The organism is Enterobacter cloacae complex sp. 677-3DZ2D5B, from assembly GCF_004136695.1.
Lineage (GTDB): Bacteria > Pseudomonadota > Gammaproteobacteria > Enterobacterales > Enterobacteriaceae > Enterobacter > Enterobacter hormaechei_C.
The window spans coordinates 300075-323458 of sequence record NZ_QFLS01000009.1; the positions used below are offsets into that span (position 1 = coordinate 300075).

Consider the following 23384-nt stretch of genomic DNA (forward strand, 5'->3'; position numbering starts at 1 on the left):
CGGTGATTTTTCGTCGCCTGGGCCATTACGCCCGTCTGATGACGCAACAAACGTCGATTCTTTGCGCAACGGGGTCAGAGCAAAACCCGACGTCGATCAAGTAATGAAAAAAAACAACAACATTTCTTGTCGACGATTACCCTTTCGGGAGTCCTGGGGGTAATATCGGCTAAATCGAATCAAGGTTTCATCTCTTTATGAAATCGTTTATGCCCTCATGAGCGTCTTGTTAACAATGAACATGCTGGAAAAAATCCAGTTTCAACTGGAACACCTTAGCAAATCCGAGCGCAAAGTGGCTGAAGTTATTCTCGCCGCGCCCGCTCAGGCGATTCATTCAAGCATCGCCGCTCTGGCACAGGAATCGGGCGTCAGCGAACCGACGGTCAATCGATTCTGTCGTAGTCTGGACACGCGCGGCTTTCCTGATTTTAAACTGCATCTGGCCCAAAGTCTGGCAAACGGCACCCCGTATGTTAATCGCAATGTCGATGAAGACGACAGCGTTGATGCATACACCGCAAAAATATTTGAATCGGCAATGGCCACGCTCGACCACGTTCGCCAGTCTCTGGACATGAGTTCAGTAAATCGCGCGGTCGATCTTCTCACGCAGGCCAAACGGATTGCCTTCTTTGGCCTTGGCTCGTCCGCCGCCGTGGCGCATGACGCCATGAATAAGTTCTTTCGCTTTAACGTGCCGGTGATTTACTCCGATGACATTGTGCTGCAACGCATGAGCTGTATGAATTGTAGCGAAGATGATGTCGTGGTACTCATCTCTCATACGGGCCGCACCAAGAGCCAGGTGGAGCTGGCGCAGCTCGCGCGTGACAACGATGCGATGGTCATCGCCCTGACGACGGCAGGTACGCCGCTCGCCCGGGAAGCGACGCTCGCCATTACCCTGGACGTACCGGAGGATACCGACATGTACATGCCGATGGTCTCCCGCCTGGCGCAGTTGACGGTCATCGACGTACTGGCGACCGGTTTTACCTTACGCCGGGGCGCAAAATTCCGGGATAACTTGAAGCGGGTCAAGGAAGCCCTGAAAGAATCGCGTTTTGATAAAGAATTGCTTATAAAGAGCGATGTTCCCTAATAACGACGAAGTACGATTTACGGCATTCGGTCCCCTCGCTACTGCCTTGCGATAGATGAAGGCCGATTCTATGTTCACGCAACACCAAAGTTGTTTCAGTCAACGGAGTATTACATGTCCAGAAGGCTTCGCAGAACCAAGATCGTCACCACCTTAGGCCCGGCCACCGACCGCGATAATAACCTCGAAAAGATTATCGCCGCGGGTGCTAACGTGGTGCGTATGAACTTCTCTCACGGTACGCCAGAAGACCATAAATTACGTGCCGACAAAGTGCGTGAAATCGCAGCTAAACTGGGCCGCCATGTTGCTATCCTCGGTGACCTGCAAGGTCCAAAAATCCGCGTATCGACCTTTAAAGAAGGCAAAGTCTTCCTCAACATCGGCGATAAATTCCTGCTGGACGCCAACCTGAGCAAAGGCGAAGGCGATAAGGAAAAAGTGGGTATCGACTACAAAGGTCTGCCTGCTGACGTTGTGCCTGGCGACATCCTGCTGCTGGACGACGGACGCGTACAGCTGAAAGTGCTGGAAGTTCAGGGTATGAAGGTGTTCACCGAAGTGACCGTCGGCGGCCCGCTCTCCAACAACAAAGGCATCAACAAACTCGGCGGTGGCCTGTCTGCCGAAGCGCTGACCGATAAAGACAAAGCGGATATCGTGACCGCAGCGCAGATCGGCGTGGATTATCTGGCCGTCTCCTTCCCGCGCTGCGGTGAAGATCTGAACTATGCTCGCCGCCTGGCGCGCGATGCAGGCTGCGATGCGAAAATCGTTGCAAAAGTGGAACGCGCTGAAGCGGTCTGCGATCAGGACGCGATGGACGACGTGATCCTGGCGTCTGACGTGGTGATGGTTGCCCGTGGTGACCTGGGCGTGGAAATTGGCGACCCTGAACTGGTCGGTATCCAGAAAGCGCTGATCCGTCGCGCGCGTCAGCTGAACCGCGCGGTGATCACCGCCACCCAGATGATGGAATCCATGATCACCAACCCAATGCCGACCCGTGCAGAAGTCATGGACGTGGCGAACGCCGTGCTGGATGGTACTGACGCGGTGATGCTGTCAGCGGAAACCGCGGCGGGCCAGTATCCGGCGGAAACCGTGGCCGCCATGGCGCGCGTCTGCCTGGGTGCAGAGAAGATCCCAAGCATTAACGTCTCCAAGCACCGCCTGGATATCCAGTTCGACAATGTGGAAGAAGCGATTGCGATGTCCGCGATGTACGCAGCCAACCACCTGAAAGGGGTCACGGCGATCATCACCATGACCGAATCTGGCCGTACCGCGCTAATGACGTCCCGTATCAGCTCCGGTCTGCCGATCTTCGCCATGTCCCGTCACGAGCGTACGCTGAACCTGACGGCGCTGTATCGCGGCGTGACGCCAGTATACTTCGACAGCACCAACGACGGCGTGGCCGCCGCGCACGATGCCGTGAACCTGCTGCGCGACAAAGGTTATCTGGTATCCGGTGATATCGTTATCGTGACGCAGGGTGACGTGATGAGCACCATCGGCTCAACCAATACCACCCGCGTACTGACCGTAGAGTAAGCTCTGATCCCCTCTCCCCTAAGGGGAGAGGGGTGAAGGTTTCCTATTTCTTCGGGAAAAGTTCTTTACGCTTGTACGGCTCTGTTTCGCCAGGTTTACGCGTTTTGAGCAGCTTCAGGATCCACGTATATTGCTCCTTATGCGGCCCCACCAGCACTTCCACCTCTTCATTCATGCGGCGTGCGATGGTGTGATCGTCTGCGGTCAGCAGATCGTCCATCGGCGGACGTACCTCAATGCTCAGGCGATGCGTTTTACCGTCATAAGCCGGGAACAGTGGGATCACGCGGGCGCGGCAGACTTTCATCAGGCGACCAATCGCTGGTAGCGTGGCTTTATAGGTTGCGAAGAAATCGACAAACTCGCTGTGCTCAGGACCATGGTCCTGATCGGGCAGATAGTAGCCCCAGTAACCCTGACGTACCGACTGAATGAAAGGCTTAATGCCATCGTTTCGGGCGTGCAAGCGTCCGCCAAAGCGACGGCGCACGGTATTCCAGACGAAATCGTAGATTTTGTTTCCCTGATTATGGAACATCGCCGCCATTTTCTGGCCCTGCGACGCCATTAACATCGCCGGAATGTCGACCCCCCAGCCGTGCGGCACCAGGAAAATCACCTTTTCATCATTGCGACGCATCTCGTCGATGATCTCCAGCCCTTTCCAGTCAACGCGTTCGACGATCTTCTCCGGCCCTTTCAGTGCCAGTTCCGCCATCATCGCCATCGCCTGCGGCGCAGTGGTATACATGTCATCAATGATTGCTTCGCGTTCGGCGTCGCTTTTATCCGGGAAACAGTACAACAGGTTTATTTGCGCGCGTCGGCGCGCGCTTTTACCCAAGCGCCCTGCCAGGCGCCCCACTTTACCGAGCACCGGATCGCGGAGGGAAGCAGGTAGCAACGCCATGCCAGCAAACGCGTATACGCCAATCCAGGCGCCCCAGTTACGCGGGTGGCGAAAAGATTTTTCAAACTCAGGAATGTACTCAATATTGTTTTTTTTGGTTTCCATGCGGGTTCCAGGGTCTGGTGACGCAAAAATATATGCGGATAGTGTAGCGAGGCTGCCGCCCGCGCACAAAAGAAAAAGCCGGCGCATACTGACGCCGGCTTTTTAAATCAGGAGAGCTTAGTCGAAGCGCAGCTGCGGCATCACCTCTTTCACCTGCGCCAGGTAATCTTTACGATCTTTTCCGGTCAGCCCTTCGGTGCGCGGCAGTTTCGCCGTCAGCGGGTTAACCGCCTGCTGGTTGATCCACACTTCATAGTGCAGGTGCGGCCCCGTCGACCGGCCGGTGTTACCGGACAGCGCGATGCGATCGCCACGTTTCACCTTCTGGCCCGGTTTGACCAGCAGTTTACGCAGGTGCATGTAGCGGGTGGTGTACGTACGACCGTGACGAATAGCAACGTAATAGCCAGCAGCACCGCTGCGTTTCGCCATGACCACTTCACCATCTCCTACCGCCAGCACTGGCGTGCCCTGCGGCATAGCGAAGTCAACGCCACGGTGCGGCGCTACGCGGCCCGTTACCGGGTTCAGACGACGCGGGTTAAAGTTGGAGGAGACGCGGAACTGTTTCGCCGTTGGGAAACGCAGGAAGCCTTTTGCCAGACCCGTACCGCTGCGGTCATAGAACTTACCGTCTTCCGCGCGAATAGCGTAGTAGTCTTTGCCGTCTGAACGCAGACGAACGCCCACCAGCTGGCTCTGCTCGCGCTTACCGTCCAGCATTTCGCGGGACATCAGGACAGAGAACTGATCGCCTTTTTTCAGTTTGCGGAAATCCATCTGCCACTGCATGGCTTTGATCACCGAGCTGATTTCAGCGCTGGTCAGGCCGGCATCGCGTGCGCTGGAAACAAAGCTGCCGCCGACGGTTCCTTTCATGACGCTGTTAACCCAGTCGCCCTGCTGCAATTCACTGGTCATTTTGAAACCGTTTGCAGTGCGATCGTAGGTGCGGGTTTCGCGACGGGACATCTCCCAGGTCAAACGTTGCAGATCGCCGTCGGGCGTTAAGGTCCAGGAAAGTTGCTGACCAATTTTCAGGTTACGCAGCTCTTTATCGGATGCGGCGAGCTGGCTGATGTTGCCCATGTCGATACCGTACTGGTTCAGGACGCTGCTCAGCGTATCGCCAGTGGATACAACATATTCATGAATGCCAGCTTCATTCTGGATCTTGTCATCCAGCTCATCCTGGGGAATCGCTTCATCTTCCTGAGCGGCCTGATCGATAGGCTCGCTGGCCTCGGGCAGCAGAGAGCGGATCTCGCTCTTCTCCAGTTCGATGGTTTTGATGATTGGGGCGGAACTCGGGTGGTAAACATAGGGCCGCCAGACGGCGACCGCTAATGTGAGAACTGTAAGCGACCCCAGCATAACGCGGTGGGGTCGAGGCAGATTGTTAAATGCCAGGGCGACAGAGCGGGCTATCTGTTGCACGTATTCACTTCCTCGTTAATCTCCTTTCAGGCAGCTCGCATACTGATTCGCCAGTTGGCTGAGGAACTGCGAATAGCTCGCTTTGCTCAACTGGATGTTCGTACCTAGCGGGTCAAGGGTTCCCATGCGCACGGATGTTCCCCTGGCCACGGCTTCTACGACCGCTGGCCTGAACTGTGGCTCAGCAAAAACGCATGTCGCTTTTTGCTCAACCAACTGTGTTCTGATTTCATGTAAACGCTGCGCACCAGGCTGAATTTCAGGGTTGACGGTAAAATGCCCCAGCGGGGTCAGACCGTAATGTTTCTCGTAATACCCGTAGGCATCATGAAAAACGAAGTACCCTTTTCCTTTAAGCGGTGCGAGCTCGTTACCCACCTGTTTGTCGGTTGCGGCTAATTGAGCCTCAAAATCCTTCAGGTTGGCGTCGAGTTTGATTCGACTTTGCGGCATAAGTTCCACTAATTTGTCGTGGATTGCAACCGCTGTAAGCCGCGCTATCTCTGGGGAGAGCCAGAGATGCATGTTGTATTCACCGTGATGGTGATGGTCGTCACCTTTTTCACCATGAGCATGGTCGTGGTCATGCTCATCACCCTCGTCCTCAGCTCCTTTCATGAGTAACGGTTTCACGCCGGACAGCCCGGCAATCGTCACCTGTTTCTCAGCGGGAAGCTGTCTGGCTGACTTCTGCATGAACGCTTCCATCTCAGGACCAATCCAGACGACTAAGTCCGCGTTCTGTAAGCGTTTTACATCAGATGGACGCAGAGAATAATCATGCTCGGAAGCCCCGTCAGGCAGCAGAACCTGTGTCTCAGTGACCCCGTCCGCGATGGCAGAGGCGATAAATCCAAGCGGTTTAAGCGAAGCGACAACAGCGGCGTTAACATCTTGTGCTGTTGTACCCCAAAGAGCAGCGGATAAAGCTGCGAAAAGAAGCGTATTTTTCTGTAACATAATGCGACTAATCATCGTAATGAATACGTGGAATGTGATATTATAACATTCGATGACTTCTGCAAGCTTAAATTGACATGACGACTTTAGTTTCTCTTGAAAATGTTTCGGTCTCATTCGGCCAGCGCCGCGTCCTTTCTGACGTGTCGCTGAATCTGAAGCCCGGCAAAATACTCACGCTGCTCGGCCCTAACGGTGCAGGCAAATCGACGCTGGTGCGCGTCGTATTAGGCCTGGTAGCCCCTGACGCAGGTGTTATCGTCCGCGAAGACAAATTGCGTATCGGCTATGTGCCGCAAAAATTACATCTTGATGCCACCCTGCCCCTGACGGTGAGCCGCTTCCTGCGCCTCCGTCCCGGTACGCGTAAAGCGGACATCCTCCCGGCGCTGAAACGCGTTCAGGCGGGACATCTTGTTGAGGCGCCCTTGCAAAAGCTGTCGGGCGGTGAAACCCAGCGCGTATTGCTTGCCCGTGCCCTGCTCAGCAGCCCTCAGCTGCTGGTCCTGGACGAGCCGACGCAGGGTGTTGACGTCAACGGTCAGGTTGCGCTGTACGATCTGATTGACCAGCTCCGTCGGGAGCTTAACTGCGCGGTGCTGATGGTCTCCCATGATCTGCATCTGGTGATGGCCAAAACCGACGAAGTACTGTGCCTGAACCATCACATTTGTTGTTCCGGCACGCCGGAAGTGGTGTCAATGCATCCGGAATTTATCTCTATGTTTGGCCATCGTGGCGCCGAGCAGCTGGGCATCTATCGTCATAATCACAATCACCGCCATGATTTACAGGGACGAATTGTCCTGCGTCGGGGAAATGGACACTCATGATTGAACTGTTACTGCCCGGCTGGCTGGCCGGGATTATGCTTGCCTGCGCCGCGGGTCCACTCGGCTCGTTTGTCGTCTGGCGCAGAATGTCCTATTTCGGCGATACGCTGGCCCATGCTTCATTGCTGGGTGTGGCGTTTGGTTTGTTACTGGACGTGAACCCGTTTTATGCGGTGATTGTCGTCACGCTGCTGCTGGCTGCCGGTCTGGTCTGGCTGGAAAAACGCCCTCATCTGGCAATTGATACCCTGCTCGGCATTATGGCGCACAGCGCCCTGTCGCTGGGCCTGGTGGTAGTGAGCCTGATGTCAAACATCCGCGTAGATCTGATGGCCTATCTGTTCGGCGATCTGCTGGCCGTCACGCCCGAAGATCTGATTTCTATTGCCATTGGCGTGGCCGTGGTGCTCGGGATCCTGCTGTGGCAGTGGCGAAATTTACTGGCTATGACCGTCAGCCCGGATCTGGCCTTTGTCGACGGCGTGAAGCTTCAGCGCGTGAAGCTGCTGTTGATGCTGGTGACGGCGTTAACCATCGGCGTGGCGATGAAGTTTGTTGGCGCGCTGATCATCACGTCGCTGCTGATAATCCCTGCCGCCACGGCGCGCCGTTTTGCGCGTACGCCGGAGCAAATGGCCGGTATCGCGGTGATTATCGGAATGATTGCGGTGACGGGCGGGTTAACCTTCTCGGCGTTTTATGACACGCCAGCAGGGCCGTCGGTGGTATTGTGCGCGGCGGTGTTGTTTATTTTCAGTATGATGAAAAAGACCGCGCATTAGTCAGCATGTCCCCGGTGGCGCTTCGCTTACCGGGGCTAGAATTTATCGCTACTTACGGCATCGCGGGCGGCGTAATGCCGAAATGATTCCACGCCCGCACCGTCGCCATACGACCGCGCGGGGTACGCTGCAAGAAGCCTTGCTGGATCAGATACGGTTCCAGCACATCTTCGATAGTCTCACGCTCTTCGCCAATTGCCGCCGCCAGGTTATCCAGCCCTACTGGCCCGCCAAAGAACTTATCCAGCACCGCCAGCAGCAGCTTACGGTCCATATAGTCAAAACCTTCAGCATCGACGTTCAGCATATCCAGCGCCTGGGCGGCGATCTCGGCCGATATAGTGCCGTCGTGCTTCACCTCGGCAAAGTCACGCACCCGGCGCAGCAGGCGGTTGGCGATACGCGGCGTACCGCGGGAGCGCTTCGCCACTTCAAACGCCCCCTCTTCGCTCATATCCAGCCCCATGTAGCGCGCGCTGCGCCCCACAATATGCTGAAGGTCGGGCACCTGATAAAACTCCAGACGCTGCACGATACCAAAACGGTCACGCAGTGGAGAGGTCAGCGAGCCGGCGCGGGTCGTGGCGCCAATCAGGGTAAACGGTGGCAGATCGATTTTGATCGAGCGCGCGGCCGGACCTTCACCGATCATGATATCCAGCTGGTAATCCTCCATTGCCGGATAGAGCACTTCCTCCACCACCGGCGACAGGCGATGGATCTCGTCGATAAACAGCACGTCATGCGGTTCGAGGTTGGTCAGCATCGCCGCCAGGTCCCCTGCTTTCTCCAGTACCGGGCCGGAAGTGGTACGCAGGTTAACGCCCATTTCGTTGGCGACGATATTCGCCAGGGTGGTTTTACCTAACCCCGGCGGACCAAAAATCAGCAGGTGATCGAGCGCATCGCCGCGCAGCTTTGCCGCCTGGATGAAAATCTCCATCTGAGAACGAACCTGCGGCTGGCCGATATACTCATCCAGCAGTTTGGGACGGATCGCGCGATCCACCACGTCATCTGGCTGAATGGTGCCTGCCGATACCAGGCGGTCTGCTTCAATCATCCTTTACCTCACAATGCAGCGCGCAGCGCTTCACGAATCAGGGTTTCACTGCTGGCATCCGGTTTAGCAATTTTGCTCACCATCCGGCTGGCCTCCTGAGGTTTATAGCCCAGCGCCACCAGCGCGGCAACCGCTTCCTGCTCGGCATCATCATCCGATGCAGGCGCGCCCGGGGAAGTCAGCACCAGATCGGCTGCCGGCGTGAACAGATCGCCATGCAGACCTTTAAAGCGGTCCTTCATCTCGACAATTAAACGCTCGGCAGTTTTCTTCCCAATGCCCGGAAGTTTAATTAACGCAGCCGGATCTTCACGCTCAACGGCGTTCACAAACTGTGGCGCTGACATACCGGACAGAATCGCAAGCGCCAGCTTCGGCCCGACGCCGTTGGTTTTGATCAATTCGCGGAACAGGGTGCGTTCCTGTTTGTTATTGAATCCGTACAGCAGCTGAGCGTCTTCACGCACCACAAACTGGGTAAAGACAACCGCCTCTTTGCCCGCCTCCGGAAGCTCGTAGAAGCAGGTCATCGGCATATGGACTTCATAGCCCACGCCACCCACTTCCAGCAGCACTAACGGGGGTTGTTTTTCAATGATGATGCCTCTGAGTCTGCCTATCACGTGACGCTCCTGCGTTCTGGAAGAAATTATCTGCCGACATAATAAAAAAAGGCTGGATAAACATCCAGCCTGATTTGTCATTATCGTAACCTGCCTCGCGCCAGATTGAGCCGCGACTCGCTCATTTGCATCGCATTCTGGCTGACGTGACAGTGGGTAATCGCAATGGCCAGCGCATCCGCGGCGTCGGCCTGCGGGTTCGCAGGGAGCTTCAGCAGGGTACGCACCATGTGCTGCACCTGGCTTTTCTCCGCGCTACCAATGCCCACCACCGTCTGCTTAACCTGACGGGCCGCATACTCGAACACCGGCAGATCCTGGTTCACGGCGGCAACAATCGCCACGCCGCGCGCCTGACCGAGCTTTAACGCCGAGTCAGCATTTTTCGCCATAAAGACCTGCTCGATGGCGAAATAGTCCGGCTGAAACTGGGTGATGATCTCCGACACGCCCGCATAGATGAGCTTCAGGCGCGACGGCAGATCGTCCACTTTGGTGCGAATACACCCACTGCCGAGGTAGGTTAACTGGCGTCCCACCTGACGGATAACGCCATACCCGGTGACGCGTGAGCCTGGGTCAATCCCGAGAATAATCGACATCACGCGTCTCCTGTAACGGATCTACACGCTCTCATCAGAGAGTCGCTGCAACCTCATCAGAGATTTCACCGTTGTGGTACACTTCCTGTACGTCGTCGCAGTCTTCGAGCATGTCGATCAGACGCAGCAGTTTCGGTGCGGTTTCCGCATCCATGTCCGCTTTGGTAGACGGGATCATGGAGACTTCAGCGTTATCCGCCTTCAGGCCAGCCGCTTCCAGCGCATCGCGCACGGCACCCATCTCTTCCCATGCGGTGTAAACATCAATAGCGCCGTCGTCGTAGGTCACCACGTCTTCCGCACCGGCTTCCAGCGCCGCTTCCATGATCGCATCTTCGTCGCCTTTCTCGAAGGAGATGACGCCTTTTTTGCTGAACAGGTACGCTACAGAACCGTCAGTGCCCAGGTTGCCGCCGGTTTTGGTGAACGCGTGGCGCACTTCCGCAACGGTACGGTTACGGTTGTCGGACAGACACTCAACCATCACCGCCGTACCGCCAGGACCGTAACCTTCATAAATGATGGTTTCCATGTTCGCGTCTTCATCACCGCCCACGCCACGTGCGATTGCACGGTTCAGGGTGTCACGCGTCATGTTGTTGGACAGGGCTTTATCCACCGCTGCGCGCAGACGTGGGTTAGAGGCCGGATCGCCGCCGCCCAGACGCGCCGCTGTCACCAGCTCACGAATGATTTTGGTAAAGATTTTACCGCGTTTGGCATCCTGTGCCGCTTTGCGGTGTTTGGTGTTGGCCCACTTACTATGACCTGCCATAAAAAGTTCTCCAAAAATCGCGCCTTCTCAGGCAGCGTTAATTACAAATTCTTCAATCGCCTGCCGGTTGCTCCACGACTTGGTCAGTGCGGCGGCATCCGCCGCATCCACCCAGCGGTAGGTCAGGTGTTCCGTGAACACGATCTCCCGCTCATGGGGAAGCGCAAGGCAGAACCATGATTCCGTATTGCGCTCAATTCCCGGTGCATAGCGATGACGTAAATGGCTAAAAATTTCAAACTCCACCGTGCGCTGACAGTCCTTCAGGGTCAGTTGCTCGTAAGCAACATCAATGGCGACCTCTTCCTTTACTTCACGCGCGGCGGCCTGCGGTGCGGTCTCCCCCTCTTCCAGGCTGCCGGTAACCGACTGCCAGAAATCCGGATCGTCGCGCCGCTGCAACATCAGCACCCGCTTCGTGTCTTCTGCATAAATGACCACCAGAACCGAAACGGGACGCTTATATGCCATATCAGTTTTTCTCTTCCTTCTTCACCACCTCAATGCCCAGCTCAGCCAGTGCGGCCGGGTTGGCAAAGCTTGGCGCTTCGGTCATCAGACACGCGGCGGCAGTGGTTTTCGGGAAGGCGATCACATCACGGATGTTATCGGTGCCGGTCAGCAGCATGGTCAGACGGTCAAGACCGAAGGCCAGACCCGCGTGCGGAGGGGTACCGTACTTCAGGGCGTCCAGCAGGAAGCCAAACTTCTCGCGCTGCTCCTGTTCGTTAATGCCGAGAATGCCAAACACGGTCTGCTGCATTTCGCCGCTGTGAATACGCACGGAACCGCCGCCCACTTCGTAGCCGTTGATGACCATATCGTAGGCGTTTGCCACCGCGTCTTCCGGTGCTGCCTTCAGTTCTGCCGCCGTCATGTCTTTTGGCGAGGTGAACGGGTGGTGCATCGCGGTCAGGCCGCCTTCACCGTCGTCTTCAAACATCGGGAAGTCGATCACCCACAGCGGCGCCCATTTACTTTCGTCGGTCAGGTTCAGGTCTTTGCCGAGCTTCAGACGCAGTGCGCCCATCGCATCCGCAACCACTTTCTTGTTGTCTGCGCCGAAGAAGATCATGTCGCCGTCCTGCGCGCCGGTGCGCTCAAGGATCGCTTCCACGATGTCCGCATTCAGGAATTTCGCCACCGGGCTGGTGATGCCTTCCAGACCTTTTGCACGCTCGGTTACTTTAATATAGGCCAGACCTTTCGCGCCGTAGATCTTGATGAAGTTGCCGTAGTCGTCAATCTGCTTACGGCTCAGGGCAGCACCGCCCGGCACGCGCAGTGCCGCCACGCGGCCTTTCGGATCGTTAGCCGGGCCAGCAAAGACCGCGAACTCAACGGCTTTCACCAGGTCTGCCACGTCCACCAGCTCCATCGGGTTACGCAGGTCTGGTTTGTCGGAGCCGTAGCGACGCTCGGCTTCCGCGAAGGTCATGATTGGAAAATCGCCCAGCTCAACGCCTTTCACGTCATTCCACAGGCTACGCACCAGGGCTTCCATCACTTCACGCACCTGCTCAGCGGTCATGAAGGAGGTTTCCACATCGATCTGGGTAAATTCTGGCTGACGGTCAGCGCGCAGGTCTTCGTCGCGGAAGCATTTCACGATCTGATAGTAGCGATCGAAGCCAGACATCATCAGCAGCTGTTTGAACAGCTGTGGAGACTGCGGCAGCGCATAGAATTTGCCTTTATGGACGCGGGATGGCACCAGGTAATCGCGCGCGCCTTCCGGCGTGGCTTTGGTCAGCATCGGGGTTTCGATATCAAGGAAACCGTGGTCATCCATAAAACGGCGCACCAGGCTGGTGATTTTCGCACGGGTTTTCAGGCGCTGAGCCATTTCCGGACGACGCAGATCCAGGTAGCGGTATTTCAGACGCGCTTCTTCGGTGTTGACGTGGTTGGAGTCCAGCGGCAACGCTTCCGCGCGGTTGATGATCGTCAGATCGGACGCCAGCACTTCGATAGCGCCGGTCGCCATGTCGGCGTTGACGTTTTTCTCGTCACGCGCACGCACGGTGCCCGTCACCTGAATGCAGAACTCATTGCGCAGCTCAGAAGCCAGCTTCAACGCATCAGCGCGATCCGGATCGAAGAACACCTGAACGATACCTTCGCGGTCACGCATATCAATAAAGATAAGGCTACCAAGATCGCGACGACGATTGACCCAACCACACAGGGTGACCTGCTGCCCGACGTGGGACTGACGCAGCTGCCCGCAATATTCTGTACGCATGAGATATCCCTTAATTAGCCGCAGGCTGATTGTCGCCTGTCTCGCAGGCTACGATGTCGCAGCTTTCTGTATGTCACAACTGGATGAAAAAAGGCGGCTATTATACTGGAAATTCTGCCGCACGATAAGAGCGAAGCACGGCCTGACGCGCGTTTGCTGAACTCTTATTGCCTATTCTCACAAAAATTAACAAAATTATCCGACCGATAACAGGCCATCACGTCGTAAGGTGTAGAAAAGCAATCATTTGACGGGAGCGACGATGTTTACACTTGATGCCACCAAAACCGCCCTTGTGGTCATTGATTTACAGGAAGGCATTCTGCCTTTTGCCGGTGGTCCGCACACCGCTGACGATGTGGTCAGCCGCGCTGCGCGCCTGGCAGAAAAATGCCGCGCCAGCGGCTCGCCTGTTGTTATGGTGCGCGTCGGCTGGTCCGCTGATTTCGCCGAAGCGTTAAAACAGCCGGTTGATGCTCAGGCCCCGGCGCAGGCGCTGCCGGACAACTGGTGGACATATCCTGTCTCGCTCGGTAAACGCGACAGCGATATAGAAGTCACCAAACGCCAGTGGGGCGCATTCTACGGCACCGACCTGGAGCTCCAGCTGCGCCGTCGCGGGATCGACACGATTATTCTGTGCGGGATCTCCACCAACATTGGTGTGGAATCCACCGCCCGTAACGCCTGGGAGCTGGGCTTTAACCTGGTGATCGCGGAAGATGCGTGCAGCGCAGCCTCTGCGGATCAGCACCAGGGCAGCATGACCCATATCTTCCCGCGTATCGGTCGCGTGCGCAGCACGGATGAGATCCTCAGCGCGCTATGATGTACGTGGGCCTGCCCCAGTGGTCGCACCCGAAATGGGTGCGCCTGGGTATTACCAGCCTTGAAGAGTATGCCCGACACTTTAACTGCGTGGAGGGCAATACCACGCTGTACGCTCTGCCCCGCGCGGAGATCGTCGAACGCTGGCGCGAGCAAACCACCGACGACTTCCGCTTTTGCTTTAAATTCCCGGCGACCATCTCCCACAACGCCGCGCTGCGCAACTGCGATGATTTAACCCACGAGTTTTTCACCCGGATGTCGCCTCTGGCCAACCGTATTGGCCAGTACTGGCTCCAGCTTCCCGCCACGTTTGGCCCACGCGACCTGCCCGCCCTCTGGCAGTTTCTCGAGGCCCTGCCACTTGATTTCACCTACGGCGTAGAAGTGAGGCATCCGGAATTCTTTGCCAAAGGCGACGCGGAGAAAGCGCTCAATCGCGGCCTGCATGAACGATCGGTCAACCGCGTGATCCTCGACAGCCGCCCCGTGCACAGCGCAATCCCGCACAGCGAAGCCGTTGTTGATGCCCAGCGCAAAAAACCGAAAGTGCCCGTCCATGCGATCGTAACGGCGCAGAACCCGATGGTCCGGTTTATCGGCAGCGATAACATGCAGCAAAATGAGGAGATGTTCGCCGTCTGGCTGCAAACGCTGGCGAAATGGGAGCACACCACCACGCCGTACCTTTTTTTACATACGCCGGATATCGCACAGGCGCCTGAACTGGTCGATGCTCTCTGGCAGGCCTTGCAGCAGGCGGTTCCGTCGGTTGGCCCCGCGCCGTCCATCCCACAACAATCTTCTCTTTTCTGAAATCACCCCCTATCATAGAGACGTGCCATCTGCCAAAAACAGGGAGTTAGTATGGTCAGCGCGCTGTATGCGGTGTTAGGTGCATTACTGCTGATTAAGTTTTCATTTGATGTTGTGCGCCTGAGAATGCAGTACCGCGTCTCGTACGGTGACGGGGGCTTTTCTGAGCTGCAAAGCGCAATCCGGATCCACGGCAACGCGGTCGAGTACATTCCCGTCGCGTTAATTTTACTGCTGTTAATGGAGATGGATGGCGCTGAAACCTGGATGGTGCACGTCTGCGGGCTGCTGCTGATAGCAGGGCGTTTGATGCATTATTATGGTTTTCACCATCGCCTGATCCGCTGGCGTCGTTCCGGCATGAGCGCGACCTGGTGCTCGCTTTTGCTGATGGTGCTGGCTAACCTTTGGTATATGCCGTGGGAGTTGGTTTTCTCCTTCCATTAGCGCACAATATGCCCCTTTATTTTTCCCGGATTTTTACGTTATGTCAGATCGCGACACGCTTTTTTCCGCGCCTATCGCCAGCCTGGGCGACTGGACCTTTGATGAACGGGTAGCCGAAGTCTTCCCGGATATGATCCAGCGCTCTGTTCCCGGTTATTCCAATATTATCTCCATGATCGGCATGCTGGCGGAGCGTTTTGTTCAACCCGGCACGCAGGTCTATGACCTGGGCTGTTCGCTGGGAGCGGCAACGCTGTCCATTCGTCGTAACGTTCATCACGAAGGCTGCAAGATTGTGGCTGTCGATAACTCACCGGCCATGGTCGAACGCTGCCGTCGCCACATTGACGCGTATAAAGCCCCTACGCCTGTGGAGGTGGTAGAAGGCGATATCCGCGATATCGACATCCAGAACGCCTCGATGGTGGTCCTGAACTTTACCCTTCAGTTCCTGGTGCCGGACGATCGTCAGCGGTTGCTGGATAAAATTTATCAAGGCCTGAACCCGGGCGGCGCGCTGGTGTTATCTGAGAAATTCAGCTTTGAAGATGCCAGCGTGGGCGAACTGCTGTTCAACATGCACCATGATTTCAAGCGTGCAAATGGCTACAGCGAGCTGGAGATCAGCCAGAAGCGCAGCATGCTTGAAAACGTCATGCTGACGGATTCCGTAGAAACCCACAAAGCGCGCCTGCGCAAAGCCGGATTTGAACACAGCGAACTGTGGTTCCAGTGCTTTAACTTTGGTTCTCTGGTGGCGCTGAAAGCCGGAGACGCAGCATGATCGAGTTCGGTAATTTCTATCAGCTGATTGCCAAAAACCATCTTTCCCACTGGCTGGAAACCCTGCCTGCGCAAATTGCCACCTGGCAGCGCGATCAGCAGCATGGTCTGTTGAAGCAGTGGTCCAACGCCGTGGAGTTTCTGCCTGAACTGACGCCTCATCGTCTGGATTTACTGCACAGCGTGACGGCGGAGAGCGAAGAGCCGCTCCCGGCCGGGCAGATCAACCGCATCGAAACGCTGATGCGCAACCTGATGCCGTGGCGCAAAGGGCCGTTTTCACTTTACGGCGTAAACATCAACACCGAGTGGCGCTCCGACTGGAAGTGGGATCGCGTTCTGCCGCATTTATCCGACCTGACCGGGCGCACCATTCTGGACGTGGGCTGCGGTAGCGGCTATCACATGTGGCGCATGATCGGCGCAGGCGCGCATCTGGTCATCGGTATCGATCCGATGCAGCTGTTCCTGTGCCAGTTTGAAGCGGTGCGTAAGCTGTTGGGTAACGACCAGCGTGCGCACCTGTTGCCGCTGGGTATCGAGCAACTCCCGGCCCTGAAAGCCTTTGATACCGTTTTCTCGATGGGCGTGCTGTACCACCGTCGTTCCCCGCTGGAGCATCTCTGGCAATTGAAAGATCAGCTGGTCAGCGGCGGCGAACTGGTGCTCGAAACGTTGGTTATCGAAGGCGATGAACATGCCGTTCTGGTGCCGGGCGATCGCTATGCGCAGATGCGCAACGTTTACTTCATCCCTTCCGCGCTGGCGCTGAAGAACTGGCTGGAGAAATGTGGGTTTGTCGATGTACGCATCGCCGATGTGTGCGTGACGTCGATTGAAGAACAGCGTCGCACCGACTGGATGATCACCGAATCGCTGGAGCAATTCCTCGACCCGGACGATCACAGTAAAACCATCGAAGGCTATCCGGCCCCGATGCGTGCGGTATTGATTGCGACGAAGCCGTAGTTTGTGCCGGGTGGCGGCTGCGCCTTACCCGGCCTACGCGTCGCACGTTTTCTCCAAAATAGTTCAAGTTGCAGCAAGGCGGCAACGCAGCGAATCCCCGGGAGCTTACATCAGTAAGTGACCGGGGTGAGCGAGGCGACCAACGCGGCTGCGGCTTGAAATATGAAGGAGAAAAAAAGGCCCCTGTGTAATTTGCAGGGGCCTGGTACAAGCAAGCATCATATTGGGCGACATGATGCGCGGTAAAAATCGGTACGTTGCTACACGTGATGACGTTCAATCAACGATTTCATTACCGCAACCGACTCTCCATCCACACCGTAGCGCGAGTACTCATCCGCTTCAGCATCCGTCGACATTGACAACCCTGTATTGCGATAACGCATGGGTGAAGGTATCCATTTACCCGCTGAGCTGTGCAGCTCTTCCACCTCTGCGTTTAAAAACAGTTCCAGATTGCTGGCGCGTACTCCTGCGCCCGCCATGATTATTGGAACACCGGAATGTGCTTTTAGTTCCGTAATTAATTTCAGTCCTTTTTCAGCCGAGGACTGCTGGCCCGACGTCAGAACGCGCGCCACGCCCAGTTCTGCCAGCGTATCAAAGGCTTGTATCGGATCCTGACACATATCGAACGCACGATGAAAAGTGACCGCCATCCCCCGGGCGGCGCGCATGACCTGACGCATACGCGGAAGATCGATGTTGCCGTCTTCGTCCAGTACACCGATCACCAGCCCCGGAAAACCTAAATCACGGACGAGGGCGATATCCTCAAGCATGGCACTGAACTCACCCGCCGTATAACAAAAATCACCGCCGCGCGGGCGAATAATCGGGTGCACCGGAATAGTGATGGCCTGACGGGCTGATTTCAGCACGCCAGAGGACGGGGTTAATCCTCCTTCTTTCGGTGCCGCGCAAAGCTCGATGCGATCGGCCCCGTGCCGTTGCGCAGTGACGGCACACTCCACGCTGTAACAACAAATTTCCAGCAGCGCCATGTCATCCTCCTTAAATTTCACTCAACGTACCATCGTGGCACGTTGCCCGATTGGTGTCTGGATCGACGCTCACAATGCTTACGCTTCGCTGGCGATGATCTGCTCGATAGTCCAGGGATGGAATTTCACCGTCACGTTGCCGTCCGTTACGGCAAGCGTAGGGTTCGGTAAGCGTTCGCGCTCCCCTTTTGGCGAGCTGGTTTTGACGAAAATACCCGGCTGGCTTAACCCCTCGTCGGAAAGCAGCGTCAGCGCACGGGCGTTCAGCGTCTCGGGCTCCCCAGGCAGAACAATTTCGATATGCTCCCAGCCTTCGTGCGGATAACGCTTCTCTCCTGGCCAGGGCAGTTCCACAACGGTGAATTGCCAGTGCGCCACCGTTACCGGCGCATGAAGTTTGAACAGGCAGATCGGGCGACCGTTAATGATATTCTCCGACAGCAGTTCTCCGCACTGTTCAAAGCCACGCCGCCAGCGTTCGGCGGTGGCATTCTGGTGGCAGCGCAAAGAGATGTGATCGGCCTCAAGCGGCGCGATATCCAGCCCGAGACGGGTGGCAAGTTCTGTGAACGCCTGGGTGAAGCGCGGTAAATCTGCGGAAATATCATGCAGTTCGTCAATGGTGTGCCAGTTCGCCATAGGTCAGTCTCGTTTCGTGTAGCAAAGCCGCTAATTTACTCTGTTGCCCCCTGTCGACCAACCGCAGAATCACGGTTTTTTCGACTGCATGATTATGCATACCGTCTTCGCCTGGATTCTGAGCGATCTTCGCCCCCCGCAGGGCTGACGCCCGAAGGCATTTGCAGTATACTCCCGCCCTAAATTCTTAAACTGGCGTGGGTGTTTTTTACCCGCATCAAAAACGTAAGGTATCCAGGTGAATATTCAGGCTCTTCTCTCAGAAAAAGTCAGTCAGGCACTGATTGCCGCAGGTGCGCCTGCGGATTGCGAACCACAGGTTCGTCAGTCAGCGAAAGTACAGTTTGGCGACTATCAGGCTAATGGCGTGATGGCAGTGGCTAAAAAACTGGGCATGCCGCCGCGACAGCTCGCTGAGCAGGTACTGACGCATCTGGATCTCACCGGCATCGCCAGCAAAACCGAAATCGCCGGTCCAGGCTTTATCAACATTTTCCTTGAGCCTGCATTCCTGGCAAGCCACGTTGACGCGGCGCTGAAATCTGACCGTCTGGGCGTGGCTCAGCCAGAAGCGCAGACCGTGGTGGTTGACTACTCCGCGCCAAACGTGGCGAAAGAGATGCACGTCGGTCACCTGCGCTCCACCATCATCGGTGACGCGGCAGTGCGTACCCTGGAGTTCCTTGGTCACAAGGTGATCCGCGCTAACCACGTAGGCGACTGGGGCACGCAGTTCGGCATGCTGATCGCGTATCTGGAAAAACAGCAGCAGGAAAACGCAGGCGAAATGGCGCTGGCAGACCTGGAAGGTTTCTACCGTGAAGCCAAAAAGCACTATGACGAAGACGAAGCCTTCGCCGAGCGCGCGCGCAGCTACGTGGTGAAACTTCAAGGTGGCGACCCGTACTTCCTCGAGATGTGGCGCAAGCTGGTGGACATTACCATGTCCCAGAACCAGCTTACCTATAATCGTCTGAACGTGACCCTGACCCGTGACGACGTGATGGGTGAAAGCCTGTATAACCCGATGCTGCCAGGCATTGTGGCGGACCTGAAAGCTAAAAATCTGGCGGTGGAAAGCGAAGGCGCAACGGTGGTGTTCCTTGATGAGTATAAAAACAAGGAAGGCGAACCGATGGGCGTGATCGTCCAGAAAAAGGATGGCGGCTATCTTTACACCACCACCGACATCGCCTGTGCGAAATACCGTTACGAAACCCTGCATGCGGACCGCGTGCTGTATTACATCGACTCCCGTCAGCATCAGCATCTGATGCAGGCGTGGACTATCGTGCGTAAAGCGGGTTATGTGCCGGATTCCGTGCCGCTGGAACATCACATGTTCGGCATGATGCTGGGTAAAGACGGTAAGCCGTTCAAAACCCGTGCGGGCGGCACCGTGAAGCTTTCCGATCTGCTGGATGAAGCGCTGGAACGCGCGCGTCGCCTGGTGGCCGAGAAGAACCCGGACATGCCTGCTGACGAGCTGGAGAAACTTGCTAACGCGGTGGGAATTGGCGCGGTGAAATACGCGGATCTCTCCAAGAACCGTACCACCGACTATATCTTCGACTGGGACAACATGCTGGCGTTTGAAGGCAACACGGCGCCATACATGCAGTACGCTTATACCCGCGTACTCTCCGTCTTCCGTAAAGCCAATATCGACGAAAGCGTGCTGGCGAATGCTACGGTGTCTATTACCGAAGACCGTGAAGCACAGCTGGCTGCCCGCCTGCTTCAGTTCGAAGAGACGCTCTCCGTGGTCGCGCGTGACGGTACGCCGCACGTTATGTGTGCTTACCTGTACGATCTGGCCGGTCTGTTCTCTGGCTTCTACGAACACTGCCCTATCCTCTCTGCCGAGAGCGAAGCGGTGCGCCACAGCCGCCTGAAGCTCGCGCAGCTGACGGCGAAGACCCTGAAGCTCGGTCTGGATACTCTGGGTATCGAAACCGTAGAGCGTATGTAAAAAATAAACCCGGCAAGCGCCGGGTTTTTTATTATCAGAAATACTTCCGCAAATACTCCGTCAGGCACAGTATCGCCATCGCCTGCCCGTACGGCATCGACGTGAGCGGTATCTGGCGGTAAAACGCCAGATCGCTTCCCATCCCGGTCCCGAACGAGGTTTGCAGCAGCTCCCCTTCCGGCGAGATGTTTTTCACGATACCGCGAATCGCTTTCTCCGCCACCTCTGCGTACTCTGCGCCGACATAACGCTTGCGCACGGCTTTCAGAATGCCGTAGGCAAACCCTGCCGTGGCCGACGCCTCCAGATAAGATTCAGGATCGTCCAGCAGCGTATGCCACAAGCCACTCTCGTCCTGAAATTTTGCCAGTGCGGCGATCTGCGCGTTCAGTACCTGCACCAGATAGCGACGAACGGCGTTGTTTTCCGGCAGATCCACCAGCTCGAGGAAATCCGGGATCACGATGGTCAGCCAGCTGTTGCCGCGCGCCCAGCGGGCCCGGGCAAAGTTGTGATTGCCGTCGTAATTCCAGCCGTGGAACCACAGCCCCGTCTCCCGATCCATCAGGTTCTGTACGTGGAGCAGGAACTGATAGATCGCCTCCTCGACGTACTCCGGCTTGTTCAGCAGCTTGCCGATTTTCGCCAGCGGCAGCACCGTCATCATCAGCGTGTCATCCCACATTTGCTGATGGTTCTCTTCCGCCAGGGTGATGTGCTGCATGCCACCATGTTCGGTGCGCGGCATCTCATTCATCGCCCATTCCGCCCAGCTTTCCAGCCACGGCAGCCAGGCCGGGTTTTTGGTCTCTTCGTAGCGATACGCCAGCGTCAGGAACGGCGACATGGTATTCACGTTTTTGGTGGTTGCGCCTTCAGCGAAACGGTCAGTAAACCAGCTGTCGATAATCTCGCGCATGCCTTCGTCACCGGTCTGGCAGTAATACTGCCAGATACCGTATAAACCGACGCCGTGGGTCCATTCCCATCCGGCCCAGCCTTTGGTGTCGATCACGCGCCCGTCGTCCAGCCGCAGCAAAAACTCACCCGTTTTGTCGTGGATATTGACCAGGTTATGCGTCACCTTTTGAATCAGCGATTTCAGCTCATCCCTGGCGATAAAGCGCTCAGGCTGACGCAGTAACGGGCTATGTTTGACAGGCCAAACTTTCATCATCTTAACCTCTGTTGTATGTCGAATTCAGTACCGCGCGATCCTTCAGCGAAGGGGCCGCCGGCTTATTGCGATTCAGATAACCGATATTGTTGTTGCCCCACAGGGATTCATACGGCATACCGGCCAGCATCTCCACGGTGGCGCGGGCCTGCGGGGTCGCCGCCTCCGGCATCGCATGGCCGGACTCGCGCATTTTCGCGGTCTCTTCACGCAGGGTGCTGTGGGTCTGCAAATTGAGTTTGAAGCGCAGAGAGACCAGGAAGCCGCAGAACAGTACCAGAATGGTGCCGACGCTCAGGATCATCAGGATAGTGTGGCTCACTTCCGCAGGCTGCACTTTTTGCCCGCTGACAAAGCCAGACATCTGCATCACGATCCCCACCAGCATTACCGCACCGGCCTGGGACGCTTTACGGGTCAGCGTCATGATGCCCGCGAAGATCCCTTCGCGACGCTGACCGGTGATCACTTCGTCCACGTCAGCAATGTAGGTGTAGGTATTCCACGGTACGTAGTTGATCCCCCCGCGACCAAGACCGGCAACCGCAGAGATCAGCAGCAGCAGAGCGTAAACGTCGCTCAGGCCCGCGTAATAAAGTACCGCGTAAGAGAGCGAAGCCAGACCAAATAGCACGACCACCATGCGGTAAGACGGCGCAGGCCCGAAGCGAATGCACAGCGGGATCATGCCGATCACGGCGAGGAACTGGAAGATGGCCATCGTGCCCAGCAGGTTGGAAGCCATTGACGCCTCCTGCATCAGCACAAATACCACGTAATAGGTAAACACGGCATTAAAGACGTCCTGTGCGATGTAGCCGCCAAGGTACATCCCCAGATGCTGGCGGAAAATCTTGATACGCAGCGTCGAACTTAATTCAACAAAAAGGCGATTCAGGCTCTGCCCAAGAGTCAGCTTTTTCTTCTCTTCTTCAGCACGCAGGGCCGCTTCAGACCACTCTTCCCGCGGGCGCTCCCAGGTAAAGAACCAGACGAATGTAAGCATCAGTGCGCAGAGTACGGAGAAGACCAGGCTTGCATAGAAGAAGGAGATCGCATTGTCTTTGCCGAAATGCGTGAGCAGGATCCCCGGGAGGAAGGAAGCCAGAATAGCGGACATCTGCGCCATAGAGATACGCGCCCCGGAGAATTTGGTTTTCTGTTTGAAATCGTCCGTCATCTCCGGCACCAGCGTTTCGTATGGCACCAGGATCATGGTGTAGACGATATCAAAGATCAGATAGGTCAGCAGGTAGTACCAGAAACTCATGTCCCCTACCCACATCAGCGAGTAGCTGAAAACGCAGGGAATACCGAGCAGGATGAAGAACTTACGACGGCCGAAACGCTTGCCCAGCCAGGTGGTGCCAAAGTTATCGGTTAAAAAGCCCATTAACGGGCTGACAACCGCATCCAGCACCCTTGCGGCGGCGAAGATAAAGGTTGCTTCAATCGGTGTGAGTCCACAGAAGGTGGTATAAAAATACAAAAGCCAGGCGGCCGTCAGGGCGGTGGTTCCCGCCCCGAGGAAGTCCCCTGACCCGTAAGCAAGATAATTTGCGAGTCCAATTTTACGTGTTTTCATTGCCGTCAACCCTAATCAGTTTTGGGAGACTCCCTGTAAGCAAACCTCGTCCGGGAGTTTTTACACGGCTACAGTAAAAGTATCGACCTGTTGATACCTTTCTGTTTCTGCCATCACAAAGGGGTGAATGGCAAAAATGCAAAGAGTGTCAATACGCGTGTCACTGA

General features: G+C 56.2%; 23 protein-coding genes. 10 read left to right on the forward strand and 13 right to left on the reverse strand.

Going from position 1 to position 23384, the window contains the following annotated elements; all coding sequences use genetic code 11:
• Positions 1 to 235 precede the first annotated feature (235 nt).
• Both DD597_RS14825 and pyk read left to right on the forward strand, forming a co-directional pair.
• Positions 236 to 1105 (forward strand): MurR/RpiR family transcriptional regulator, encoded by an 870-nt coding sequence (locus tag DD597_RS14825; RefSeq protein ID WP_003859769.1) that lies wholly within the window; start codon positions 236 to 238, stop codon positions 1103 to 1105.
• Between the two features lie 114 nt (positions 1106 to 1219).
• A complete protein-coding gene (gene pyk / locus DD597_RS14830; RefSeq protein WP_003859767.1) occupies positions 1220 to 2662 on the forward strand; it encodes a pyruvate kinase in 1443 nt (480 codons plus the stop codon).
• 43 nt (positions 2663 to 2705) lie between these two features.
• On the opposite strand, the gene lpxM is transcribed toward pyk, so the two are convergent.
• The 3 genes from lpxM to znuA all read right to left on the reverse strand — a co-directional run bounded on the left by lpxM (position 2706) and on the right by znuA (position 6074).
• A complete protein-coding gene (gene lpxM / locus DD597_RS14835) occupies positions 2706 to 3677 on the reverse strand; it encodes a lauroyl-Kdo(2)-lipid IV(A) myristoyltransferase (protein WP_022651444.1) in 972 nt (323 codons plus the stop codon).
• A 117-nt stretch (positions 3678 to 3794) separates the two neighbouring features.
• On the reverse strand, positions 3795 to 5114 hold the full coding sequence (gene mepM, locus DD597_RS14840; protein ID WP_003859762.1) for a murein DD-endopeptidase MepM: 1320 nt from the start codon (positions 5112 to 5114) through the stop codon (positions 3795 to 3797).
• Between the two features lie 15 nt (positions 5115 to 5129).
• Complete coding sequence (znuA, locus tag DD597_RS14845; RefSeq protein ID WP_003859760.1) at positions 5130 to 6074, reverse strand: zinc ABC transporter substrate-binding protein ZnuA; 945 nt, start codon at positions 6072 to 6074, stop codon at positions 5130 to 5132.
• Positions 6075 to 6151: 77 nt separating this feature from the next.
• Between znuA and znuC the strand changes: the two genes are divergently transcribed.
• Positions 6152 to 6907: a zinc ABC transporter ATP-binding protein ZnuC gene (gene znuC / locus DD597_RS14850; protein WP_003859757.1), complete on the forward strand. Its 756-nt coding sequence runs from the start codon at positions 6152 to 6154 to the stop codon at positions 6905 to 6907.
• On the forward strand, positions 6904 to 7689 hold the full coding sequence (gene znuB / locus DD597_RS14855) for a zinc ABC transporter permease subunit ZnuB (protein ID WP_045337554.1): 786 nt from the start codon (positions 6904 to 6906) through the stop codon (positions 7687 to 7689). The genes znuC and znuB overlap by 4 nt, the downstream gene beginning before the upstream one ends.
• A gap of 52 nt (positions 7690 to 7741) precedes the next feature.
• On the opposite strand, the gene ruvB is transcribed toward znuB, so the two are convergent.
• The 6 genes from ruvB to aspS all read right to left on the reverse strand — a co-directional run bounded on the left by ruvB (position 7742) and on the right by aspS (position 12997).
• On the reverse strand, positions 7742 to 8752 hold the full coding sequence (gene ruvB, locus DD597_RS14860; protein WP_003859753.1) for a Holliday junction branch migration DNA helicase RuvB: 1011 nt from the start codon (positions 8750 to 8752) through the stop codon (positions 7742 to 7744).
• An 8-nt stretch (positions 8753 to 8760) separates the two neighbouring features.
• A complete protein-coding gene (gene ruvA, locus DD597_RS14865; RefSeq protein ID WP_003859751.1) occupies positions 8761 to 9375 on the reverse strand; it encodes a Holliday junction branch migration protein RuvA in 615 nt (204 codons plus the stop codon).
• Positions 9376 to 9455: 80 nt separating this feature from the next.
• On the reverse strand, positions 9456 to 9977 hold the full coding sequence (ruvC, locus tag DD597_RS14870; RefSeq protein WP_003859749.1) for a crossover junction endodeoxyribonuclease RuvC: 522 nt from the start codon (positions 9975 to 9977) through the stop codon (positions 9456 to 9458).
• A gap of 34 nt (positions 9978 to 10011) precedes the next feature.
• Complete coding sequence (locus DD597_RS14875) at positions 10012 to 10752, reverse strand: YebC/PmpR family DNA-binding transcriptional regulator (RefSeq protein WP_003859747.1); 741 nt, start codon at positions 10750 to 10752, stop codon at positions 10012 to 10014.
• 27 nt (positions 10753 to 10779) lie between these two features.
• A complete protein-coding gene (nudB, locus tag DD597_RS14880; protein ID WP_003859745.1) occupies positions 10780 to 11223 on the reverse strand; it encodes a dihydroneopterin triphosphate diphosphatase in 444 nt (147 codons plus the stop codon).
• Position 11224: 1 nt separating this feature from the next.
• Complete coding sequence (gene aspS / locus DD597_RS14885) at positions 11225 to 12997, reverse strand: aspartate--tRNA ligase (protein WP_048210293.1); 1773 nt, start codon at positions 12995 to 12997, stop codon at positions 11225 to 11227.
• A gap of 262 nt (positions 12998 to 13259) precedes the next feature.
• On the opposite strand from aspS, the gene DD597_RS14890 reads away from it, so the two are divergent.
• The 5 genes from DD597_RS14890 to cmoB are packed head-to-tail and all read left to right on the forward strand — an operon-like array spanning position 13260 to position 16840.
• Positions 13260 to 13826: a hydrolase gene (locus DD597_RS14890; RefSeq protein WP_017384353.1), complete on the forward strand. Its 567-nt coding sequence runs from the start codon at positions 13260 to 13262 to the stop codon at positions 13824 to 13826.
• Positions 13823 to 14641: a DUF72 domain-containing protein gene (locus DD597_RS14895; protein ID WP_003859739.1), complete on the forward strand. Its 819-nt coding sequence runs from the start codon at positions 13823 to 13825 to the stop codon at positions 14639 to 14641. Before DD597_RS14890 ends, DD597_RS14895 begins: the two co-directional genes overlap by 4 nt.
• A 51-nt stretch (positions 14642 to 14692) precedes the next feature.
• Positions 14693 to 15088, forward strand: coding sequence for an MAPEG family protein (locus tag DD597_RS14900; RefSeq protein WP_003859737.1), 396 nt, complete (start codon positions 14693 to 14695; stop codon positions 15086 to 15088).
• 40 nt (positions 15089 to 15128) lie between these two features.
• Positions 15129 to 15872: a carboxy-S-adenosyl-L-methionine synthase CmoA gene (cmoA, locus tag DD597_RS14905; RefSeq protein ID WP_003859735.1), complete on the forward strand. Its 744-nt coding sequence runs from the start codon at positions 15129 to 15131 to the stop codon at positions 15870 to 15872.
• A complete protein-coding gene (gene cmoB, locus DD597_RS14910; RefSeq protein WP_022651447.1) occupies positions 15869 to 16840 on the forward strand; it encodes a tRNA 5-methoxyuridine(34)/uridine 5-oxyacetic acid(34) synthase CmoB in 972 nt (323 codons plus the stop codon). The genes cmoA and cmoB overlap by 4 nt, the downstream gene beginning before the upstream one ends.
• 260 nt (positions 16841 to 17100) lie before the next feature.
• Here the strand turns inward: cmoB and cutC are convergent, their stop codons facing one another.
• Both cutC and DD597_RS14920 read right to left on the reverse strand, forming a co-directional pair.
• Positions 17101 to 17844 carry a copper homeostasis protein CutC gene (gene cutC, locus DD597_RS14915; RefSeq protein ID WP_047653733.1) on the reverse strand — a complete coding sequence of 248 codons (744 nt, stop codon included), beginning with the start codon at positions 17842 to 17844 and terminating at the stop codon, positions 17101 to 17103.
• Between the two features lie 78 nt (positions 17845 to 17922).
• Positions 17923 to 18483 carry a VOC family protein gene (locus DD597_RS14920; protein ID WP_045896070.1) on the reverse strand — a complete coding sequence of 187 codons (561 nt, stop codon included), beginning with the start codon at positions 18481 to 18483 and terminating at the stop codon, positions 17923 to 17925.
• Between the two features lie 238 nt (positions 18484 to 18721).
• Here DD597_RS14920 and argS point away from each other — a divergent pair, with 238 nt between their 5' ends.
• Positions 18722 to 20455 carry an arginine--tRNA ligase gene (gene argS, locus DD597_RS14925; RefSeq protein ID WP_032609527.1) on the forward strand — a complete coding sequence of 578 codons (1734 nt, stop codon included), beginning with the start codon at positions 18722 to 18724 and terminating at the stop codon, positions 20453 to 20455.
• Positions 20456 to 20489: 34 nt separating this feature from the next.
• Here the strand turns inward: argS and DD597_RS14930 are convergent, their stop codons facing one another.
• Both DD597_RS14930 and DD597_RS14935 read right to left on the reverse strand, forming a co-directional pair.
• Positions 20490 to 21629 (reverse strand): glycoside hydrolase family 105 protein, encoded by a 1140-nt coding sequence (locus tag DD597_RS14930; RefSeq protein WP_127675476.1) that lies wholly within the window; start codon positions 21627 to 21629, stop codon positions 20490 to 20492.
• Positions 21630 to 21633: 4 nt separating this feature from the next.
• Positions 21634 to 23217: an MFS transporter gene (locus DD597_RS14935; RefSeq protein ID WP_022648498.1), complete on the reverse strand. Its 1584-nt coding sequence runs from the start codon at positions 23215 to 23217 to the stop codon at positions 21634 to 21636.
• Between the last annotated feature and the right edge of the window lie 167 nt (positions 23218 to 23384).

Excerpts from the sequence above, each read along its gene's own strand:
- cmoB (WP_022651447.1), top strand. The coding sequence starts at position 15,869 with ATGATCGAGTTCGGTAATTTCTATCAGCTGATTGCCAAAAACCATCTT.
- DD597_RS14900 (WP_003859737.1), top strand. The coding sequence starts at position 14,693 with ATGGTCAGCGCGCTGTATGCGGTGTTAGGTGCATTACTGCTGATTAAG.
- DD597_RS14920 (WP_045896070.1), bottom strand. The coding sequence starts at position 18,483 with ATGGCGAACTGGCACACCATTGACGAACTGCATGATATTTCCGCAGAT.
- DD597_RS14825 (WP_003859769.1), top strand. The coding sequence starts at position 236 with ATGAACATGCTGGAAAAAATCCAGTTTCAACTGGAACACCTTAGCAAA.
- pyk (WP_003859767.1), top strand. The coding sequence starts at position 1,220 with ATGTCCAGAAGGCTTCGCAGAACCAAGATCGTCACCACCTTAGGCCCG.
- DD597_RS14930 (WP_127675476.1), bottom strand. The coding sequence starts at position 21,629 with ATGAAAGTTTGGCCTGTCAAACATAGCCCGTTACTGCGTCAGCCTGAG.
- aspS (WP_048210293.1), bottom strand. The coding sequence starts at position 12,997 with ATGCGTACAGAATATTGCGGGCAGCTGCGTCAGTCCCACGTCGGGCAG.
- cmoA (WP_003859735.1), top strand. The coding sequence starts at position 15,129 with ATGTCAGATCGCGACACGCTTTTTTCCGCGCCTATCGCCAGCCTGGGC.
- DD597_RS14935 (WP_022648498.1), bottom strand. The coding sequence starts at position 23,217 with ATGAAAACACGTAAAATTGGACTCGCAAATTATCTTGCTTACGGGTCA.
- ruvC (WP_003859749.1), bottom strand. The coding sequence starts at position 9,977 with ATGTCGATTATTCTCGGGATTGACCCAGGCTCACGCGTCACCGGGTAT.
- znuA (WP_003859760.1), bottom strand. The coding sequence starts at position 6,074 with ATGTTACAGAAAAATACGCTTCTTTTCGCAGCTTTATCCGCTGCTCTT.
- lpxM (WP_022651444.1), bottom strand. The coding sequence starts at position 3,677 with ATGGAAACCAAAAAAAACAATATTGAGTACATTCCTGAGTTTGAAAAA.
- cutC (WP_047653733.1), bottom strand. The coding sequence starts at position 17,844 with ATGGCGCTGCTGGAAATTTGTTGTTACAGCGTGGAGTGTGCCGTCACT.
- znuB (WP_045337554.1), top strand. The coding sequence starts at position 6,904 with ATGATTGAACTGTTACTGCCCGGCTGGCTGGCCGGGATTATGCTTGCC.
- ruvB (WP_003859753.1), bottom strand. The coding sequence starts at position 8,752 with ATGATTGAAGCAGACCGCCTGGTATCGGCAGGCACCATTCAGCCAGAT.
- nudB (WP_003859745.1), bottom strand. The coding sequence starts at position 11,223 with ATGGCATATAAGCGTCCCGTTTCGGTTCTGGTGGTCATTTATGCAGAA.
- DD597_RS14875 (WP_003859747.1), bottom strand. The coding sequence starts at position 10,752 with ATGGCAGGTCATAGTAAGTGGGCCAACACCAAACACCGCAAAGCGGCA.
- znuC (WP_003859757.1), top strand. The coding sequence starts at position 6,152 with ATGACGACTTTAGTTTCTCTTGAAAATGTTTCGGTCTCATTCGGCCAG.
- DD597_RS14895 (WP_003859739.1), top strand. The coding sequence starts at position 13,823 with ATGATGTACGTGGGCCTGCCCCAGTGGTCGCACCCGAAATGGGTGCGC.
- DD597_RS14890 (WP_017384353.1), top strand. The coding sequence starts at position 13,260 with ATGTTTACACTTGATGCCACCAAAACCGCCCTTGTGGTCATTGATTTA.